Origin of the sequence: Paenibacillus sp. FSL R5-0475 (genome assembly GCF_038004585.1) — a bacterium.
Classification (GTDB): domain Bacteria; phylum Bacillota; class Bacilli; order Paenibacillales; family Paenibacillaceae; genus Paenibacillus_AQ.
Genome location: NZ_JBBORK010000001.1, coordinates 6,715,295 through 6,732,606, shown reverse-complemented (window position 1 = coordinate 6,732,606; position 17,312 = coordinate 6,715,295). Strand labels below are relative to the sequence as shown.

Annotated in this window: 16 protein-coding genes; 14 read left to right on the top strand and 2 right to left on the bottom strand. The window is 45.3% G+C overall.

The window, feature by feature from the left end:
- Window positions 1-8 precede the first annotated feature (8 nt).
- From MKX41_RS30015 to MKX41_RS29985, 7 genes are all read left to right on the top strand, one after another.
- Complete coding sequence (locus MKX41_RS30015; protein WP_339801031.1) at window positions 9-854, top strand: STM4015 family protein; 846 nt, start codon at window positions 9-11, stop codon at window positions 852-854.
- A complete protein-coding gene (locus MKX41_RS30010) occupies window positions 814-2,151 on the top strand; it encodes an STM4014 family protein (RefSeq protein ID WP_340974405.1) in 1,338 nt (445 codons plus the stop codon). Before MKX41_RS30015 ends, MKX41_RS30010 begins: the two co-directional genes overlap by 41 nt.
- A complete protein-coding gene (locus MKX41_RS30005; RefSeq protein WP_042185413.1) occupies window positions 2,151-2,933 on the top strand; it encodes an STM4013/SEN3800 family hydrolase in 783 nt (260 codons plus the stop codon). The genes MKX41_RS30010 and MKX41_RS30005 overlap by 1 nt, the downstream gene beginning before the upstream one ends.
- Before the next feature lie 22 nt (window positions 2,934-2,955).
- Entirely contained in the window at window positions 2,956-4,305 is a 1,350-nt protein-coding gene (locus tag MKX41_RS30000; RefSeq protein ID WP_340974404.1) for an STM4012 family radical SAM protein, read from the top strand.
- Entirely contained in the window at window positions 4,302-5,168 is an 867-nt protein-coding gene (locus MKX41_RS29995; RefSeq protein ID WP_339801019.1) for an STM4011 family radical SAM protein, read from the top strand. Before MKX41_RS30000 ends, MKX41_RS29995 begins: the two co-directional genes overlap by 4 nt.
- 158 nt (window positions 5,169-5,326) lie before the next feature.
- Entirely contained in the window at window positions 5,327-6,055 is a 729-nt protein-coding gene (locus tag MKX41_RS29990; RefSeq protein ID WP_339801016.1) for a glycerophosphodiester phosphodiesterase, read from the top strand.
- 17 nt (window positions 6,056-6,072) lie between these two features.
- Window positions 6,073-7,290: an SLC45 family MFS transporter gene (locus MKX41_RS29985; protein ID WP_339801013.1), complete on the top strand. Its 1,218-nt coding sequence runs from the start codon at window positions 6,073-6,075 to the stop codon at window positions 7,288-7,290.
- A gap of 100 nt (window positions 7,291-7,390) precedes the next feature.
- Here the strand turns inward: MKX41_RS29985 and MKX41_RS29980 are convergent, their stop codons facing one another.
- Together MKX41_RS29980 and MKX41_RS29975 are read right to left on the bottom strand one after the other, a co-directional pair.
- Window positions 7,391-8,209 carry a GGDEF domain-containing protein gene (locus MKX41_RS29980; protein WP_340974403.1) on the bottom strand — a complete coding sequence of 273 codons (819 nt, stop codon included), beginning with the start codon at window positions 8,207-8,209 and terminating at the stop codon, window positions 7,391-7,393.
- 76 nt (window positions 8,210-8,285) lie between these two features.
- A complete protein-coding gene (locus tag MKX41_RS29975) occupies window positions 8,286-8,864 on the bottom strand; it encodes a histidine phosphatase family protein (protein ID WP_042185403.1) in 579 nt (192 codons plus the stop codon).
- A gap of 175 nt (window positions 8,865-9,039) precedes the next feature.
- Between MKX41_RS29975 and MKX41_RS29970 the strand changes: the two genes are divergently transcribed.
- The 7 genes from MKX41_RS29970 to MKX41_RS29940 all read left to right on the top strand — a co-directional run bounded on the left by MKX41_RS29970 (window position 9,040) and on the right by MKX41_RS29940 (window position 17,301).
- The gene (locus tag MKX41_RS29970) at window positions 9,040-10,197 is read left to right on the top strand and encodes a phosphodiester glycosidase family protein (protein ID WP_042185401.1); all 1,158 of its coding nucleotides are present in this window, start codon (window positions 9,040-9,042) and stop codon (window positions 10,195-10,197) included.
- Between the two features lie 491 nt (window positions 10,198-10,688).
- A complete protein-coding gene (locus tag MKX41_RS29965) occupies window positions 10,689-11,387 on the top strand; it encodes a response regulator transcription factor (protein ID WP_076283987.1) in 699 nt (232 codons plus the stop codon).
- Window positions 11,384-12,382 carry a sensor histidine kinase gene (locus tag MKX41_RS29960; RefSeq protein WP_340974401.1) on the top strand — a complete coding sequence of 333 codons (999 nt, stop codon included), beginning with the start codon at window positions 11,384-11,386 and terminating at the stop codon, window positions 12,380-12,382. The genes MKX41_RS29965 and MKX41_RS29960 overlap by 4 nt, the downstream gene beginning before the upstream one ends.
- Window positions 12,383-12,604: 222 nt before the next feature.
- On the top strand, window positions 12,605-13,375 hold the full coding sequence (locus MKX41_RS29955) for an ABC transporter ATP-binding protein (protein ID WP_076299208.1): 771 nt from the start codon (window positions 12,605-12,607) through the stop codon (window positions 13,373-13,375).
- Complete coding sequence (locus tag MKX41_RS29950; protein WP_340974399.1) at window positions 13,350-15,296, top strand: ABC transporter permease; 1,947 nt, start codon at window positions 13,350-13,352, stop codon at window positions 15,294-15,296. The genes MKX41_RS29955 and MKX41_RS29950 overlap by 26 nt, the downstream gene beginning before the upstream one ends.
- A 5-nt stretch (window positions 15,297-15,301) precedes the next feature.
- Window positions 15,302-16,258 carry a DUF418 domain-containing protein gene (locus MKX41_RS29945; RefSeq protein ID WP_340974398.1) on the top strand — a complete coding sequence of 319 codons (957 nt, stop codon included), beginning with the start codon at window positions 15,302-15,304 and terminating at the stop codon, window positions 16,256-16,258.
- A gap of 86 nt (window positions 16,259-16,344) precedes the next feature.
- The gene (locus tag MKX41_RS29940; protein WP_340974397.1) at window positions 16,345-17,301 is read left to right on the top strand and encodes a helix-turn-helix transcriptional regulator; all 957 of its coding nucleotides are present in this window, start codon (window positions 16,345-16,347) and stop codon (window positions 17,299-17,301) included.
- Window positions 17,302-17,312: the final 11 nt, after the last annotated feature.

Below are 17,312 nucleotides of genomic sequence, written 5' to 3'. Positions count from 1 at the left end.
GAATGCCCATGACGGAAGTAAAGCTTAGTATCGGATACGACGAATTCGAAGAAGGCCAAAGAATTGGCACTGAAATTGAGAAACTTAGTAGCAGCCCTGAAAGTTCTTCGCTGACAAGTCTAATTATCGGTGATTGGGGGCAAGCCTACGAAAATAGTTCAGAAGAAGTTGTAGAGTCACTGGTTACGCATAGTGCTAGTTTCCCTGCTTTGCGCAAGCTTTTCATAGGCGAGATGGGCTATGAGGAATGCGAGATTTCTTGGATTACCCAAAGTGATCTATCGCCGTTGCTCCCTGCTTTTCCAGAGCTACAGTCACTCACGATTCAAGGTGGGAATGAGCTGAGCCTCTCAGAACTCAAACACGACAAGCTAGAAGAACTGATTATTATAAGTGGAGGCTTAGGTAAAGCCGTTCTTGAACAGATTGCAACTAGCCAATTGCCGAATTTGCGCAAGCTGGAGCTATATCTCGGCGTAGATAACTACGGATTTGACGGCAGCCTAGCAGATCTTCTCCCTCTTATAGAAGTAGGAAAGTTCCCTAAGCTTACTTATCTAGGTTTAAAAAATAGCCAGATCCAAGATGAGATCGCAGGTGCATTAGCTAATGCTCCTATTCTGGATCAGCTAGATACGCTCGATCTATCACTCGGTACCCTAAGCGATGAGGGGGCGGAATTGCTTCTAGCCAGCGACAGAATCAAAAAATTAAAAGCATTAAACCTAAGCCATCATTATATGTCTGACGAGATGATTAACCGCTGGAAGCAAAGTGGATTGCCTGTTGATGTTAGCGACAAGCAGGAAAGCGATGATGAGGAAGACTGGCGTTATCCTTCCATCACAGAGTGAGCCTCTCATGAGGCCGATGATCGTTATCGGTATTCCCGGTGATAAACGGACTAGCGGCATCCAGCAAGCGCGTTCCGATCTTGGAATGCCCCCTGCCATTATTTTATCGTACGCTGAGTTTCTGCAAGGAAGATCGTTAGGTGATCTTATGGAAGAGCAGAAGAAACAGATATCCCGTCAGTCCTCCGTTTATAACGGAGTAGATCTCAGTGCAGCTCCCCCGCTACTGAGACTGGAATCGCCTGGCAGCAGCTTCGAGATAGAACGAGCCATTATCGCTCTGGGTGCACCGGATTCGGATGATATGGACGATTCCCTTCATCCCTTCGCCGATAGACCTGATCCGCGACCACTCCGCGTGAAGGTAGCCCGTCAATTGAAGGAAATGCAAGGTGTCCTGCATCATCCATCACAATGGTTCCGTGGCTACTGCCGAATGCTGGCTAGACTACAGCGAGAGGCTAACACCGCGTGTCCAGGTTCGCTGTGGTTAAATGACCCTACTGACATTGCGGCCATGACCGATAAACGCCAGACACAACAGATTCTGAGCGAGGCAGGGATTCCAATCCCTCGCCCAGTAGGCGAAGATCAGCAGCCTACGGATTATGACTCTCTCCGGGAGATGATGTTATCCCGGCGCATGCACCGGGTATTCATTAAGCTGGCCTTTGGTTCTGCCGCTTCTGGAGTGATCGCCTATCAAATCCATCCTGTGACGGGGGCCGAAATTGCCTTAACAACAGTGGGGGTCGAGGATTACATCACTCGACCACCCATTTACTATAATTCCGGTAAACTGCGACGGTACACGGATACCGCCACAATTTCGGGAATTATAAACTGGATCTACCAGCACGGTGCTTATGCTGAGCAATGGATCCCTAAAGCGGGGCTTAAGGGAAAAGCATTCGATATTCGCCAGCTAGTCGTTCTCCGCGAGGCCTGCCACGCGGTTGCTCGGGTCAGCCCTACACCAATTACGAATCTGCATTTACGCAACCAGCGGATGTCTCTTTCGGAAGCCGGTCTGTCTGAATCCGTACAGGAGCAGGTGCGGAATACCGCTGTGCAAGCACTGGCTGCTTTTCCCCGTTCCGGGGTAGCCGGAATCGATGTACTCGTCTCCGGGGGTTCACAGCAATGTTTTGTCGCGGATGTCAATCCATTTGGCGACTTGCTGTACGATGTGAAATACCGCGGCTGCAGCACCTACGAATGGGAAATGAAGGTATTGTCGGCTAGAGACTATATCACACCTCCCTCCACACCGCTTATAAAGGAAGGATTATCTTAATGGATATGAACACCATCGTCGGCACTCATGACATTCTTATGATCACACTCGATACTCTTCGTTATGATGCTGCTGTTATGGAAGAATCAAACTGCCCGAACTTGTGCGGAACCGGATCATGGGAGAAAAGACATACCCCAGGCAGCTTTACCTATGCGGCTCATCACGCCTTCTTCGGCGGTTTTTTGCCTACTCCAGCCACAACGGATAAGACGGAACATATCCGAATGTTCCATTCCCGAAACACCGGAATGAAGACGCATCCCCATACCTGGCTGTTCGATACACCTGATATCGTTTCCGGGCTTGCTGCCGAGGGCTACCGTACGGTTTGTATTGGGGGCGTTATTTTTTTCACCAAAAAAAATCCACTCGCGCGTGTGTTACCAAGCTATTTCCAGCAAAGCTACTGGCGGATGACGTTTGGGGTCACCAATCCGCGTTCCACAGAGCATCAGGTGAATCATGCCTTGAAGCTGTTGAAGGATACTCCGGGCGAACAAAGATTGTTCATGTTCCTCAATGTCTCAGCCATCCACGGGCCGAACCATTATTTTATACCCGGTGCTAAAAAGGACTCCGTAGACAGCCAGCGCGCCGCACTCCGCTATGTGGATGGTGAACTGGGCCGGTTGTTCGATGCCTTCCGGGAACGCGGTAATCCTACCTTCTGTCTGGCGTTTTCTGATCATGGAACCGCTTTTGGCGAAGATGGCTATCAAGGGCATCGCTTGGCTCACGAGACCGTATGGAACGTCCCTTATCGGGAATTTATTTTATAAAAGGAAAGGATGGAGAACTGTTATGACGTTATCGTCCTTCTCTTTAGAAGAGCTTCACCAATGGAAAGACAATATTACTGCTAACCCTTACCGATCTTATCTGTATTCCTATCCACACAAAACAGCTTACAGGGATCTACAGCCTCCGATACCACTAGAATCCTTATGGCGAGATGAGCCTGCAGAATCTTTTTTTCTATATATGCATATCCCGTTTTGCGGTGCTCGCTGTGGATTCTGCAACCTGTTCACCTTGCCTGATAAACGCGCGAATGTTCACGCTACATACGTAGACGCGCTAGAACGTCAAGCCAAGCAGTGGGCCGCGTTCACCAAACATAAGCCGTATGCCCGTTTCGCGATTGGTGGTGGAACACCTACATTATTGGCGGCAGATCAATTGCGCCGTTTGTTCCACATTGCCGTTGATACGATGGGCCTAGATACGAGCTCAGCCTCCATCTCGGTGGAAACTTCACCGGAGACGATCACCGAAGAGAAGCTGAATATTCTAAAAGAATATACGGTGGATCGGGTCAGTATGGGCATTCAAAGCTTTGTCGCGGCTGAATCGGCGGCCATCTATCGCCCACAAAATCCGGATGAGGTGTATCGCGCACTGGAGCTGCTGGGAAAATATGATTTTCCCATTCTAAATTTGGATTTGATCTATGGTCTTCCGGGGCAGACCGTCGATTCTTGGCTGTATTCGCTAAATCAGACGCTTAGCTATGATCCTGAGGAAATCTTTATTTATCCGCTCTATACCCGTGAGCATACCATCGTAAAGCCTGATGATATCCAGCGTCAGGAAGATATTCGCCTAGACTGCTACAAGGCCGCTGGGCAGCTGCTTAAAGCCAGAGGTTATCGCCAATATTCCATGCGCCGTTTCGCCAAGGAAACCGCAGGAACGGATAAACGCATTCTTGACTACAGCTGCCAGGAAGAAGGAATGGTCGGGCTAGGCTGCGGGGCTAGGTCTTATACCCGCAATGTGCATTACGCTTCCCGTTATGGGGTGAGCCGTAAAGCAACCGAGAGCATTATTGCCGATTACGTCAGTGCAGATCGTTACGATACGGCAGATTACGGAATTGTGCTAAGTCTAGAAGAACAGAAGCGCCGCTTTATTCTAAAGGCGATTTTACATAGTGAAGGTCTGAGGCTTGAAGATTATAGTCTGCGCTTCGGAAATTCACTCTGGAGTGATTATCCTGAACTGTCTAACCTGCTTCATACCGGCTTAGGGAAAGAAGAAGATGGAGTATTACGCCTCACTACTGAAGGCATGGGCTACTCCGATTCCATCGGTGATTGGTTTATTTCAGGAGAGATACGAGAGCAGATGGAAAGGTTCGTATTGCCATGAATGCGGTCCTCTACTACCGTGGGTCTCTCACCTCCTGCAACTATGACTGCCCCTACTGTCCTTTCGGCAAAACAAGAGACAGCGCAGCCACTCTCGCGAAGGATCGACAAGGATTGGAAACCTTTGTCGAGTGGGCCTCTCTGCAAGGTACAGCGGGCCATCGGTTGTCTATCTTTTTCAATCCTTATGGCGAAGGTCTGATTCATCGCTGGTACAAAGAAGCGATGGTCTTGCTCTCCAATATGGAGCATGTGGAGAAGGTAGCGATTCAGACGAACCTTTCAGCAAATCTTGACTTCATTCATAAGCTGAATCGAAACAAGGCTGCCTTTTGGGCTACTTACCACCCCGGACAGGTGAGCGAGGATAAGTTTCTAACGCAATGCATGACTTTGTATGAGAATAATGTGCCTTTCAGTGTAGGGAGCGTTGGGATCCGCAGCGCCTTTCCTGCTATAGCCTCGCTTCGCGCAGCATTACCGGAGAGTGTATATCTATGGGTCAATGCTTATAAAGATAAACCGGATTACTATACTGCCGAGGATCTTTCCATTCTTAGCAAAATTGATCCGCATTTTGCTGTGAATGCTATGGATTACGAGAGCCTTGGTCAAACCTGCAACGCTGGAAATGAAGTCTTTTATGTACAAGGCGCTGGACTGGTGAAACGCTGCTATAAGGACAGAGGTGTCATAGGCAATCTCTACCGCGATGGCTTGGAAGGCCTATCCGCTGTAAGAGCCTGCCGAATGAAGGTATGCGACTGTTATATCGGTTATATTCATATGCCAGAGCTGAAGCTGCACAACATCTATGGATCAGGTCTGCTCGAACGGATCCCTTATGGCGCTATGAATCATTGAGGCGAGAATTTGCAGTAAGGTTAACTGCATGTTAAATTTCAAGAAATAGAGCCCTGTCAGTATTTCTAGACAGGGTTTCTTGTCTTCGTGTGGAATATCAAAAGTAGCCCTCGTCTACAGGGCGACAGCAAACACTAAGTTGGAGGGATGAATAGCTGATGAAAAACATTATTAATTTTGCGCATCGCGGCGCATCGGCAGTGTGTCCGGAAAATACTATGGCAGCGTTCCGCAAAGGTCTTGAGTTAGGTGCAACCGGGATTGAAACCGATGTACAAATGACCAAGGATGGCGGGCTTGTTCTTATTCATGATGAAACCCTAAACCGTACGACAAGCGGAAGCGGCTATGTGAAGGATAAAACCCTTGCAGAAATTCTGGAAGTGGACGCGGGCTCTTGGTTCAGTCCCGAGTTCAAAGGCGAGAAACTCCCCTTGCTAGAAGATTTGTTAGATCTGCTGCAAGGTCGAGATACAGTACTGAACATCGAGTTTAAAAATGGTACTTTCTTTTACCCGGGTATGGAGGAAAAGGTTATCGCGGCTGTACGGGAGTTCAAGATGAGCGATCGCGTGATTTTTTCGAGCTTCAACCATTATTCACTAGCTCACAGTAAAACGATCGCACCTGAGATCAAGACAGGAATTCTATACGGGGAAGGTCTGTATCGTCCTTGGGATTATGCAGCTTCGCTTGGCGCAAACGCACTACATGCTTATCATCAAGCGGTACTTCCTGATTTCGTCGAAGAAGCAGCTAAGCATGGCATCGCTTATCATCCTTGGACCGTTAATGATCCAGAGCGGATGAAGGCTTTAATCGAAGCTGGAGTGTCAGGTATTATTACAGATCATCCAGATGTGCTCGCTGGGCTTCTAGCTAAATAATAAGGGAGTGTGACTGTGTGAAAAAAGTCTGGTTGCTCGGATTCGGCTTTTTCAGCATCAGCATTACGTGGAGTCTGTATAACGCATTTGTACCCTTTTTTCTAGAAAAATACGTACATAGTGTGGCACTTATCAGCTTCTTGATGACGATTGATAATTACTTTGCCTTATTCCTGCAGCCTTGGATTGGCAACCGTAGTGACCGCACTACCTCGCGTTTTGGACGCAGAATGCCTTATCTTATGATCGGTATGCCTTTCGCTGCCGTGCTAACCATGCTGATTCCGTTTCATACCGGACTATTTACACTTCTGTTGTTTATGATGCTAATGAATCTGGCCATGAGCTTATACCGTTCACCAACCGTCGCCCTTATGCCGGACATTACGCCAGAAGAGCAGCGTACAAAGGCCAACGGGCTGATTAATTTCATGGGTGGGTTCGGTTCTATACTCGCTTTCGGCGTAGGTTCGATCCTGTATAAATCAAATCCAGCGCTTCCGTTTATCGTTGCTGGACTGATTACCTTGTTATGTCTGTTTATCGTATCACGCTTCATAAAAGAAAATCGGGATGGCGTAAACGTGCAAATGGAGCTTCCTTCAGAAGCAGCTACTGCCACCAAGCCAACTCGTATTTCCTTTCGAAGTCAGCTTGACCGTACCACAGTATTTTTGCTAGCGGCGATTTTCTTCTGGTTCGTAGCATATCAAGGCGTTGAGACACTGTTTACCTTATATGGCAAACATCATCTCGGCCTAAGCGAACAGGCGGCCTCCTTCTCGCTCACTTTCTTCTCTTTGGCCTTTGTGCTGTTCGCCATTCCGAGCGGTTGGCTGGGCGGAAGATTCGGGAAGAAAAAAATGATCATCATCGGCGTATGCGGACTAATGACCATTTTTGCTCTCGTCGGTTTTGCAAAGGACTTATTGCTCCTTCGAGGGTTACTGTTGCTAGGTGGAGTCTTCTGGGCTTGTATTAATATCAATTCCTATCCTTATGTTGTGGCAACAGGGACAGAAGAGAGCATTGGTACACGAACTGGGATGTATTATCTCGTCTCTTCCCTTGCGGCCATCAGTTCGCCTCCACTATTGGGACTTATGATTGATATCTTTGATTACTCGATCCTGTTCTACGTGGCGGCGATTAGTATGGCAGTTGCTCTTGTCTGCTTGTTCCTCATGAAAGGCCGCAAGGATGTGACTAACAGCATTCATTCACCTGGCGCATAATTTCATTTCAAGTAGAATAGTTAGTCCAATAAAAATAGCGGCAGTCTAGGACCTATTGTAGAGGTCCATGGCTGCCGCTTGTATTTTATACCAACTCATTCTAATTCTTATAGACGGAGTAACGCCCCGTACCAAGCTGTTTGGCAGCGTACATCGCTGTATCTGCTTCATTTAGCAGTCTAAAATGATCTACCTTACCATGACTTATGCTGATCCCTATACTCATGGATACGAACAAGTTATGTTCGCCAAGCTGGTAACTCTTAGTCGTCTTCTCCAGAATCCGCACAGCAAGCTGCTCCGCTTCCTTCTGAGTGCTACCTTTGGCGACAATCACAAATTCATCCCCGCCGACGCGGAAAATATGACGTTTTCTTTTGCTGGAGAATTGAATTAGATTTTTACCCACTTCTTGCAGCAGTAAGTCCCCCACATGATGCCCCAAGCTGTCATTGATCGATTTGAAACGATTCAGATCCAGAAACAAAACAGCAAGCTGCTCATTTACTTTGCATCGATCCCAAAAATGATCCATTCCATTCTTATTCAATAACCCCGTTAAAGCATCCTTATACGCCAGTTCTTTCAATTGCTCTCTTTCAGCCAATACTAGATTCATGCGTGTAAGTAAAAACATGCATAGGGCTATCGTAAGACTATAGACCATCAGCGGTATAATAACCCCATCATCGTCCACTTCATTTCCCAGTAAGGTTTCTACACCTAGCTGGTGCATGACCCATAGGGAGGCGACGATAATGATCACGGAAAGACCGGTATGAATCGCTCTTTTTTGAGGCGTTTTAGATGAAATATCCCGGTAAAGTCTTAGCACTAAATAACCGGCCGCTGCTGCGATGAGAATGGAGAATAACGTTTGTAAGTAAATCTGGACCTCTGCCACCTTAAATTCGCACATCCTTCTGACTACAAAAATGATTAACTATCTGAGCAATTACTATATTAAAATGCTCTGAACATTATCTGAACACTAATTATATCTTCAAATGCCGTGCACAATTGTATAGTTCGCAATTCCATGTCGAATCGGATTTAATAATCCGAGTGATAGATGTATTACTCAGCAAAACAGTTACATTCAGTTCTGGAAAAAGTCTTCTAAGACTACTCCGTAAAATCGCACCATGGCTAACGACCAATATACGACTGCCCGGATGTTTCTCCGCGATATCTTCGATAGCCTGACTGCCTCTGATCTCACTAGCCTCCGGACTTTCCAGTCCCAAATCTAACTTCTTCCACTCACTTCCCCATCGTTCAACGCGATCTTGTTCCGTAGTACCTTCAATCTGCCCTGCGTTCATCTCACGGATCCCTGGTACTAAACCGGCGATCTCCATGCCAAGCCTTGTTGCAATTACCTCTGCTGTTTGTCGCGCTCTAAGCAGATCACTCGAATATAAATAGTCCCATTGTTCAGTGCTGAGCCGTTCAGCAAGAAGAACCGCCTGCTGCACACCCTCAGCATCCAATGGATTATCCGTATGCCCTTGCGCTCTGCCTTCTTTATTCCACGCGGTACTTCCATGGCGAATTAAACCTATTGTAGTCATAAAGATCTCCCTTTAGTTGTTGAGTTCTAGTACTATTCTTGTAATGGTATCTACATTCTATCAGAATCTTTCCATGGATATTTGAAAAATGAGGTTATCCATGTTTTAGAACTTGAGGTATAATAAACCTTACCGCTTTTTACATCAGCTACAGGATAAGGAGATTTTGGTTAATATGAAAAAGTTATTGTTTCCGTTCTTTCTCGCATTTCTACTATGTTTGGTTCCGGTTTATACAGTTTGTTCCTCCACTGCTGGTGCTGCTCCGGTTCCGAAAAACACCGTGTATGTGACCAAGAATAATCACTCGTACATCCCGCTGCGTCTCTTAAATAATTTCACTGGTATACATGCTGAAATGAATGCTAGTGACAAACGTATAACCATTACGAACGCAGACACTAAGATTACACTTACTGTAGGACAAGCAGCTGCGCTAGTCAACGACAAGCCAGTCACACTAACCGATTCCGCTTTTAGTGATAACGGTACGGTATATATCCCTTTGTCCTTTATCAGCAAAACGCTGGGCTTTCAATTAGAGTGGAATCAGGAAGCCTCTTCTGTAACCCTTACTAATAACGGGATTTCATCAACGGTACCTGTACTGACTGGTGCACTTATCAAAGCAGATTCTTCCCCCGTTGTCAGTGCTAGTAAAACTTTCAAGGTGGGCGGCAGATCCTTCAAAGCCCAAACGGTTACGGTATCCCTACTGCATCCTAAAGTGAAGCTCGACGTTGTACTAGCAGGAAATACGGTGGGAAAAGTGGAAGACCTGAGCAGTCTAGCCAAGCGCAATAATGCCGTAGTGGCTATTAATGGTACGTTCTTTGATGCCTATACTAAAGGGGCCTACAAAGCTCCTTACGGTTACATGGTCAGTGGTGGAAAAATGCTCAAAAACAGCTCTGGAGATCGCCGCACGATTTTCACCTATGACAGCAATCACCTGGCCTCACTTATTCCCGGACTAGAGTTTACGAACCATTTCGCTTCCGGATCTATGGAAGGGGCTCTCCAAGCCGGACCACGTCTGCTTGTGAATGGTAAGGTATCTCTTAATGTTGCGGCAGAAGGCTTCAAAGATGCCAAAATCTTAACAGGCGGCGGAGCCCGCAGCGCACTCGGCCTCACTCGCGACCACAAGCTAATTCTGCTAACTACTGGTGGAGCTACTATCCCACAGCTCGCAGAAATGATGAAGCAGGCTGGAGCGTATCAAGCCATGAATCTGGATGGCGGCGCATCGAGCGGATTATACTACAATGGCAAATATCTCACGACCCCTGGGCGCCAGATTAGCAACGCAATTGTGGTTAAATATCAATAGAATGATCTAGCCAGCGGCACGAACGAGCGTTGTGCTAGGTTCGGCTTCTACTTCTAAGAATACTTTTTTTGATGCATCTATTGCAGTTTGTGCAATAGATGCATTCTTTTTTATAGGAAAATAGGATTCTGTTGTACTTTGTACATTAGAATTCGACCTATTTGTAATAATAAGACGTTTTGGTAACCAATTGGTTGCAGGATGTGCAATAGAATCAAATCCCAATGTCTTTTTGATAGAATCTATTGTACAAAGTGCAACTATTCCTCGTGAAACTCTCTCCAGATTTTTTTAAATGTATTTCGTGCAATTAAATTCCTACTTTTCCTTTCACAGCGCATAATCTCTACTTTATAGCTGCACTAAGCTAATCTCCTCCTCATATTATTTTTCGGCAGCAAGACATCCTTTTTGCATAATTTTCCTAGTCCGTGTTACTGTATAACCGTGTGAACCATTGCATTCTTATATTTGATCAAAGGAGCACAACTATGGAGACTATTCTAATCATAGAGGACGATGCTAAGCTCGCAAGCCTTCTAAGCACGTATCTATCTAAATATGAATTTCGTACGGTGATAGTAGAGGATTTCAACAGGGTATTGGAGATTTTTAATGACACCCATCCTGACCTTGTTCTGCTGGACGTTAACCTGCCTAAATACGACGGGTTTTATTGGTGTCGCCAGATTCGCACTACCTCACTCTGCCCTATTCTTTTCATATCCGCTCGGGATAGTGGAATGGATCAGGTGATGGCGCTAGAAAATGGCGGGGATGATTACATCACCAAGCCTTTTCATTATGAAGTCGTACTTGCCAAAATCCGCAGCCATTTACGCAGAGCTTACGGCTCTTACTCACAAATTCAAGAGGAACGGACGCTCCAAGCCGGAGAACTAATTCTTTATCCTGAGCGGTATGTGATTCAATATGGCGGACATACTAGCGAGCTGACACAGAAAGAAGCGGTTCTACTGGAAGCCTTATTGCTAAAAGAAGGACGAGTTGTTAACCGGGAGCGTCTGCTAGATCTCATGTGGAAGGATCAGCATTTTATAGACGACAATACTTTAAATGTGTACATAACCCGTGTCCGCAAAAAGCTCAAGGATCTCGGTCTTGGCGATATTGTGGAAACCGTAAGAGGCGCTGGCTATCGGCTTATTGTCACTAAGGATATGCCATGAAGCTATTTTGGAGAGACCAGCTTCCATTTATCCTATTCTACCTGCTTCAAGTACTGCTTGTTCCACCACTATATTGGCTGACAGGTGAGGATAGACCCCTCTCGATCATGCTCTATGGCATAACCCTGAGCACTGCAGTTCTTCTCTTGTATCTTGGCTACCGATACGCTCAGCACCGGAGATTATACGCAGCCTTAAGTAATCCCAAGAATATGCTAGAGGAACATCTTGTTTCCTTAGGAGACACCCCGCTACCAGAAGCGATCCATGAGTTATTACAGCTTATTGACCGCCAGTATCAGGAGCAGGTAAATGGGCATGTCCGCCAAATGGATCAGCATATCGTATTCATGAACCGCTGGGTTCATCAGATGAAGACCCCACTTTCAGTCATTCAGCTTTCGCTAGAGGATCTTGAGGATGAGGCTGCTATAAGTATTCAGGAGGAATTGGAACGTCTGCGCAGAGGGCTGGAAATGGTGATTTATACTTCAAGGCTGGATCAATTTGAGGATGATTTCCAAGTGGAGCCGCTAGTTCTCAGTAAAGTGGTTAGTGAATCTGTAGCTGAGAACCGCAGGCTTTTCATCCGAAGAGGCATAAAAGTAAATATACAAATCAATCCTAACTTCACCGTATATAGTGATGCCAAATGGTTAATGTTTATGCTAACCCAAATCTTAACCAATGCTGTGAATTACACCTCCGGCAACGATAAAACCGTAACTCTTTCATCAAAGCACATCGGAACGGATTTCTTACTTAATATTACAGATCAAGGTATCGGCATTTCTCCTGAAGACCTCAAACGAGTGTTTAATCCATACTTCACCGGTGAACGTGGACGCCAATACCATGAGTCAACAGGAATGGGACTGTATCTAGTGCGAGAAATTTGCATCCGGCTAGGACATACTGTGGAGCTTCAATCTAAGCTTGGAGAAGGCACTACAGTCCAAATTACATTTCACAACAGTGACCATTTACAGAAATAAGATCGGAGGGTACTTCTAGTCATACTTAACTTATGGCTACGGAGTCCCTCTTCTTTATGTATGGCCTACTCGCTTCACGTACGAACATAACCTTAAACGGGTTGTAAGATAACGTTAAGGTAAATCCATAGCAGCACATAGCCCGATCTTGTAAATTATATACATAACACGTCCCCGCTTAAGGACGGATGAAATTAGATTGTAATGGAAGGAATGATAGGAATGGATGTTTTAGAAGTCAAGGGTCTTAATAAGGTATATCCGGGCAAAGTAAAGACACAGGCCCTCACCGATATTCATCTTAGTATTGAAAGTGGCGAATTTGTTGGCATCATGGGCCCCTCAGGGAGCGGCAAAACCACTCTGCTTAACATGGTGTCTACCATCGATCAACCCTCCTCAGGTGAGGTAAATATCAATGGCAGCAATCCTTATCTTTTGAACAAAAAAGACCTTGCTCACTTTCGTCGCAGAGAACTCGGTTTTGTATTTCAAGACTTTAACCTCCTGGAGACTTTAACGGTAGCCGAAAATATCGTGCTTCCTCTAACGCTGGATAATCGCAAGCTCTCCGAAATGGAAGCCTTGCTGCAAAAGGTCGCTGCACGCTTGAACATTACGGAAATTTTGAATAAACGCACCTATGAAATATCCGGCGGACAACGGCAGCGGACAGCGATTGCCCGTGCCATTATTACTTCGCCTTCGATCATTCTAGCAGATGAACCCACAGGGGCACTTGATTCTAATTCCTCACGAATTGTGATGGAGTCGCTAGAGGATATTAACTGCAAAGAAGGCACTACGCTAATGCTCGTGACACATGATCCGCTGGCAGCGAGCTACTGCAATCGGATTATTTTTATAAAAGATGGGAAGCTAGCAGCCGAAATTCACCGGGGAGATAACCGCCAAGCCTTCTTCCAAAAAATTATCGACACACTTTCATTCTGGGGAGGGAATAGTCATGAACTTTCCTCAATTCGCGTTTAACAATGTGAAGCGTAATTCTCGGGCGTATTTTGCCTTTTTCTTAAGTAGTGCTTTTATGGTCATGATCTTCTTTTCATATTCCGTCTTTATTTATCATCCTGGGGTTGCCAGTATCGAGCTAGGTACAAATTCAGCCGCTGGTATGAAAATCGCTTCTTATATTGTGTTTGTCTTTGCTTTCTTTTTCGTTCTTTACTCGATTAGTGCATTTCTGAAACTTCGTAATCTGGAGTTCGGCATACTAATGATGTTAGGTGCACGTTCCGGTCAGATCAACAAACTGATTCTTATAGAAAATATGCTGATCGGACTACTATCCATAGTAACAGGTATGTCTTTCGGCATGCTTTTATCCAAGTTATTTTTGCTGCTCAGCACGACCATGATGGGAATGGATCATTTACCCTTCTATTGGCCAGTTAAACCGCTGTTGATCACATCTATTTCGTTTATCTCACTGTTTCTGGTCATCTCTATCTTCACATTGTTATTTATCCGCAAACATCAAGTCCTTGATCTGTTAAAAGGGAGTGTTAAACCTAAAAAGGAGCCCCGTGTGTCTTGGCTGCTCTCACTCCTTGGGCTTCTGTTATTGACGGCAGGGGCACTCGCCATTCGAAAGCAATTGTCTCCAATTACGTTATTAGTTGCTGCTGTCACGGGGATCGCAGGTACCTATTTCTTCTACTCTCAGCTGTCCGTACTCGGAATACGTCTGCTTAAACTAAGCCGCAAGCGACTTTGGCGCGGAACCAACCTGTTATGGATTTCCGAGATGAGTTACAAGATCAAAGATAATGCAAGAATGCTGTTTCTTGTAACGGTTGTAACCTCGCTTGCTTGCATGGCGTCAGGATTTATTTTATCGATTAATCAAGCAAACGTAGAACTCTATAAAAATAGTCCATTCGCTATGGAGTATTCGATTTATAAACCAGGGAAAACTCCCCCTGACTTAGAACCCATTCATAATAAATTACAAAACGCTAAAATGGAGTATACAGAGAATAAAATCGAGCTAATCTCTGCCTCCATTCAGAGTCTGGGTAAAGAAGCTACCCAAAGCATTGATTTAATATCCTGGTCCCAGTTCAATCAGTTAACTTCAAAAATGGATATGTCCGAAGTTGCTCCCTTATCTGACAAAGAAGCTGTCTTACTGCTAAACCCTCAGGTGGATTCACAGAACTATACTATTAATCAAAAGATTCTGCTGAAGGTTCAAAACGATGCGGAGCTTATGCTGAAAGAGGTACGAATTCCGAAGAGCCATCCCATGGGGCAATATTCAAGCTCACTCTTAATTGTAGATGACAGCTTGTACAAGAATATCTCTTCTTCAGCAGCGAAGTACACGAGATCATATGTGAAATATCTATATAAAATCCCTGCTTGGGACGGTCCACTACCTGTGGATACCTCACCTGAAACCATCATCACCAATGAACTGATCCAGTGGAGTAGAGATTCCAACAATACCAACAATCAATATATCTCCATATTAAATGCTCGAGCAGATGATTATCTAACTACCAAACAAGGCACGGCTATGCTTAGCTTTATAGGGATCTTTATCGCGCTTATCTTCTCACTTTCTTCAGCCAGCTTCCTCTTCTTCAAGCTTCATACTGAGCTGAATGCAGATAAGCAAATGTATAATGCCTTGTCTAAAATCGGTTTAAGCGTCAAAGAAATGTCTGCTTCTGCCACCAGACAAATCTCTGTGCTGTTCTATATTCCGATCATTGTCGCTACCATCCAGACGCTTGTCGTCATCCGACCGGTATTGAAGCAAATTAGTATCACGAATGTAACGGTACCTGTCCTAATTACATCTGGTGCATTCCTTGCTGTGCAAACTATATATTTCATCATAGCGCGATCACGCTACATACAAAGTCTCAAGAAGATGATGGTATAAAGAATATGGTGAAAAGAATCGTAACACTCGATGTGCTCCGTGGCTTTGCTCTAATGGGTATCATCTTCATAAACATTCGTCAGATGGTATTCGGTACGATGGAATTTAACTCGCTCGATTTGCAGATTATTCGTTTTCTTGATGTAGCAGTGGATCACCGATTTTTTGTGATATTCTCATTTTTATTCGGTGTTGGCTTTCAGTTATTCTTATCCCGGGCTGAAGCTAAAGGGGAGTCTAAGCCCCGTTTATTATTTCTGCGTAGGCTGTTCATTTTATTTCTAATCGGTCTGGTGCACCATTATTTCCAACCCGGTGAAACCTTGCTCATCTATGCAGTCATTGGACTGATTCTCCTTCCTTTTTATAAGTTAAAGTCAAGTTTTGTATTGATTGCAGGCATTGTGGTCACCCTTGCAGGTCTCTACTTAGGCCCGATAGTGGTAACGTTTGGTATGTTTCTGCTTGGGCATTGGAGTGGTCTGATTGGATTATTTCAGAATCCGTCACGGTATAAGCTAGGATTACGGATCACCCAAGTGGTTTCTCTGCTGCTAATCATTCCGATGTATTTTGCGCAACAGAGTATCATGGATAAAACAGGCGCTCTGGATGTAGCTTTCGCAGTAGGCGGACTTCCAGTCAGTATTTTTTATGTGACAACGCTAACCCTACTCATGCGCCATGGAGTTGTACAGAAACTACTTGCGCCCCTAGCTTCTCTAGGCAGAATGGCTTTAACCAATTATTTATTGCAAACCGTTATTATACTAACACTATCCAATCTGCTAGATTGGCCTGGTACAGTGCATGTATCGACACAGATGATTGCAGCGGCGGCCATACTGCTTCTACAAATCATATCTAGTACCCTTATTTTCAAACGGTTCCGGATGGGACCGGTAGAATATTTATGGCGACTCGGAACTTATGGCAAAAAACGTATGGTTAAACAGCAATAAGATCCTATCGAAAGGATTCTGGCTGATCTATGAGCATTTTGCTATAGTTGAACTACTAATTTCTGCAGCAAGGAGGCTCCAGATTTATGTCCAAGGCTGATCATATGTTATCCATTCTTTGGATGCTCAAGCAGCGGGGAAGAACCGCCGGAGAACTAGCAGAAGCGTTAGAGATCAGTGTTCGGTCTGTGTACAGATACATCGATGCGTTATGCATCAGTGGTGTACCCGTTATTGCGGATAGCGGGCCTGGTGGCGGTTACAGCTTACCAGAGCATTTTATTGAGGCTCCATTATTCTTTGACTCCGAAGAGCAGCGTGCCCTTCTACAAGCTTCTTCTTTTGCCAGGGGGACCGGATATCCTTATGTTGAAGCTCTGGACCGAGCCCTATCCAAGCTAAAAAGATATAGCAATACCCAGCAATTAGAACAAATGGAGCGCCATGAGAATGGCATTGAGACGATCCATTCTCCTTCCCCGTCACTTAGCCACCTGATTCAGGAATTGGAATTGGGGACAGCGAATGGATACACCCTACAAATGGAATATCGTAAGGGTAATGGAGAAACCAAATCATCCCGTGCCATTGATCCTTACGGACTTGTACTCTGGAAGGGCCAATGGTACTCCGTAGCTTACTGCCACGAGCGACATGAAATTCGTAGTTTCAGGGTGGATAGAATCATTGAACTGCACCGTACAGAAACTGTGTTCGCTCGTCCTGCTGACTTCTCTGCACGTGATTTTTTGTTAAAGAGCTTACTACCTGCACGTAATACTGAAGAGAAACTAGTTACAGTAGTCATCGCATCCGACGAGGGAGTCTTGAATGATCTATGCAGTCATTGGTTGTTCGGACATACGCTGGTACAGCGCATGGAAGGACAAGCCCGCTTTCAAGTGGACGAAACTTCTTTACTGACTTATGCACCCTATTTCTTGTTGCCTTATGGAACCACATTACGCATCATGGAGCCTTCCTCACTAAGAGAAAGACTAGCCTCCATAGCCTCCAATTTAGCAGCTCATTATAAGACATAAATTACTTTAGG

Bases quoted from the DNA above. Each gene is read 5' to 3' on its own strand.
- MKX41_RS30015 (WP_339801031.1), top strand. From the start codon at position 9: ATGACGGAAGTAAAGCTTAGTATCGGATACGACGAATTCGAAGAAGGC.
- MKX41_RS30010 (WP_340974405.1), top strand. From the start codon at position 814: ATGATGAGGAAGACTGGCGTTATCCTTCCATCACAGAGTGAGCCTCTC.
- MKX41_RS30005 (WP_042185413.1), top strand. From the start codon at position 2,151: ATGGATATGAACACCATCGTCGGCACTCATGACATTCTTATGATCACA.
- MKX41_RS30000 (WP_340974404.1), top strand. From the start codon at position 2,956: ATGACGTTATCGTCCTTCTCTTTAGAAGAGCTTCACCAATGGAAAGAC.
- MKX41_RS29995 (WP_339801019.1), top strand. From the start codon at position 4,302: ATGAATGCGGTCCTCTACTACCGTGGGTCTCTCACCTCCTGCAACTAT.
- MKX41_RS29990 (WP_339801016.1), top strand. From the start codon at position 5,327: ATGAAAAACATTATTAATTTTGCGCATCGCGGCGCATCGGCAGTGTGT.
- MKX41_RS29980 (WP_340974403.1), bottom strand. From the start codon at position 8,209: ATGTGCGAATTTAAGGTGGCAGAGGTCCAGATTTACTTACAAACGTTA.
- MKX41_RS29975 (WP_042185403.1), bottom strand. From the start codon at position 8,864: ATGACTACAATAGGTTTAATTCGCCATGGAAGTACCGCGTGGAATAAA.
- MKX41_RS29970 (WP_042185401.1), top strand. From the start codon at position 9,040: ATGAAAAAGTTATTGTTTCCGTTCTTTCTCGCATTTCTACTATGTTTG.
- MKX41_RS29965 (WP_076283987.1), top strand. From the start codon at position 10,689: ATGGAGACTATTCTAATCATAGAGGACGATGCTAAGCTCGCAAGCCTT.
- MKX41_RS29960 (WP_340974401.1), top strand. From the start codon at position 11,384: ATGAAGCTATTTTGGAGAGACCAGCTTCCATTTATCCTATTCTACCTG.
- MKX41_RS29955 (WP_076299208.1), top strand. From the start codon at position 12,605: ATGGATGTTTTAGAAGTCAAGGGTCTTAATAAGGTATATCCGGGCAAA.
- MKX41_RS29950 (WP_340974399.1), top strand. From the start codon at position 13,350: ATGAACTTTCCTCAATTCGCGTTTAACAATGTGAAGCGTAATTCTCGG.
- MKX41_RS29945 (WP_340974398.1), top strand. From the start codon at position 15,302: ATGGTGAAAAGAATCGTAACACTCGATGTGCTCCGTGGCTTTGCTCTA.
- MKX41_RS29940 (WP_340974397.1), top strand. From the start codon at position 16,345: ATGTCCAAGGCTGATCATATGTTATCCATTCTTTGGATGCTCAAGCAG.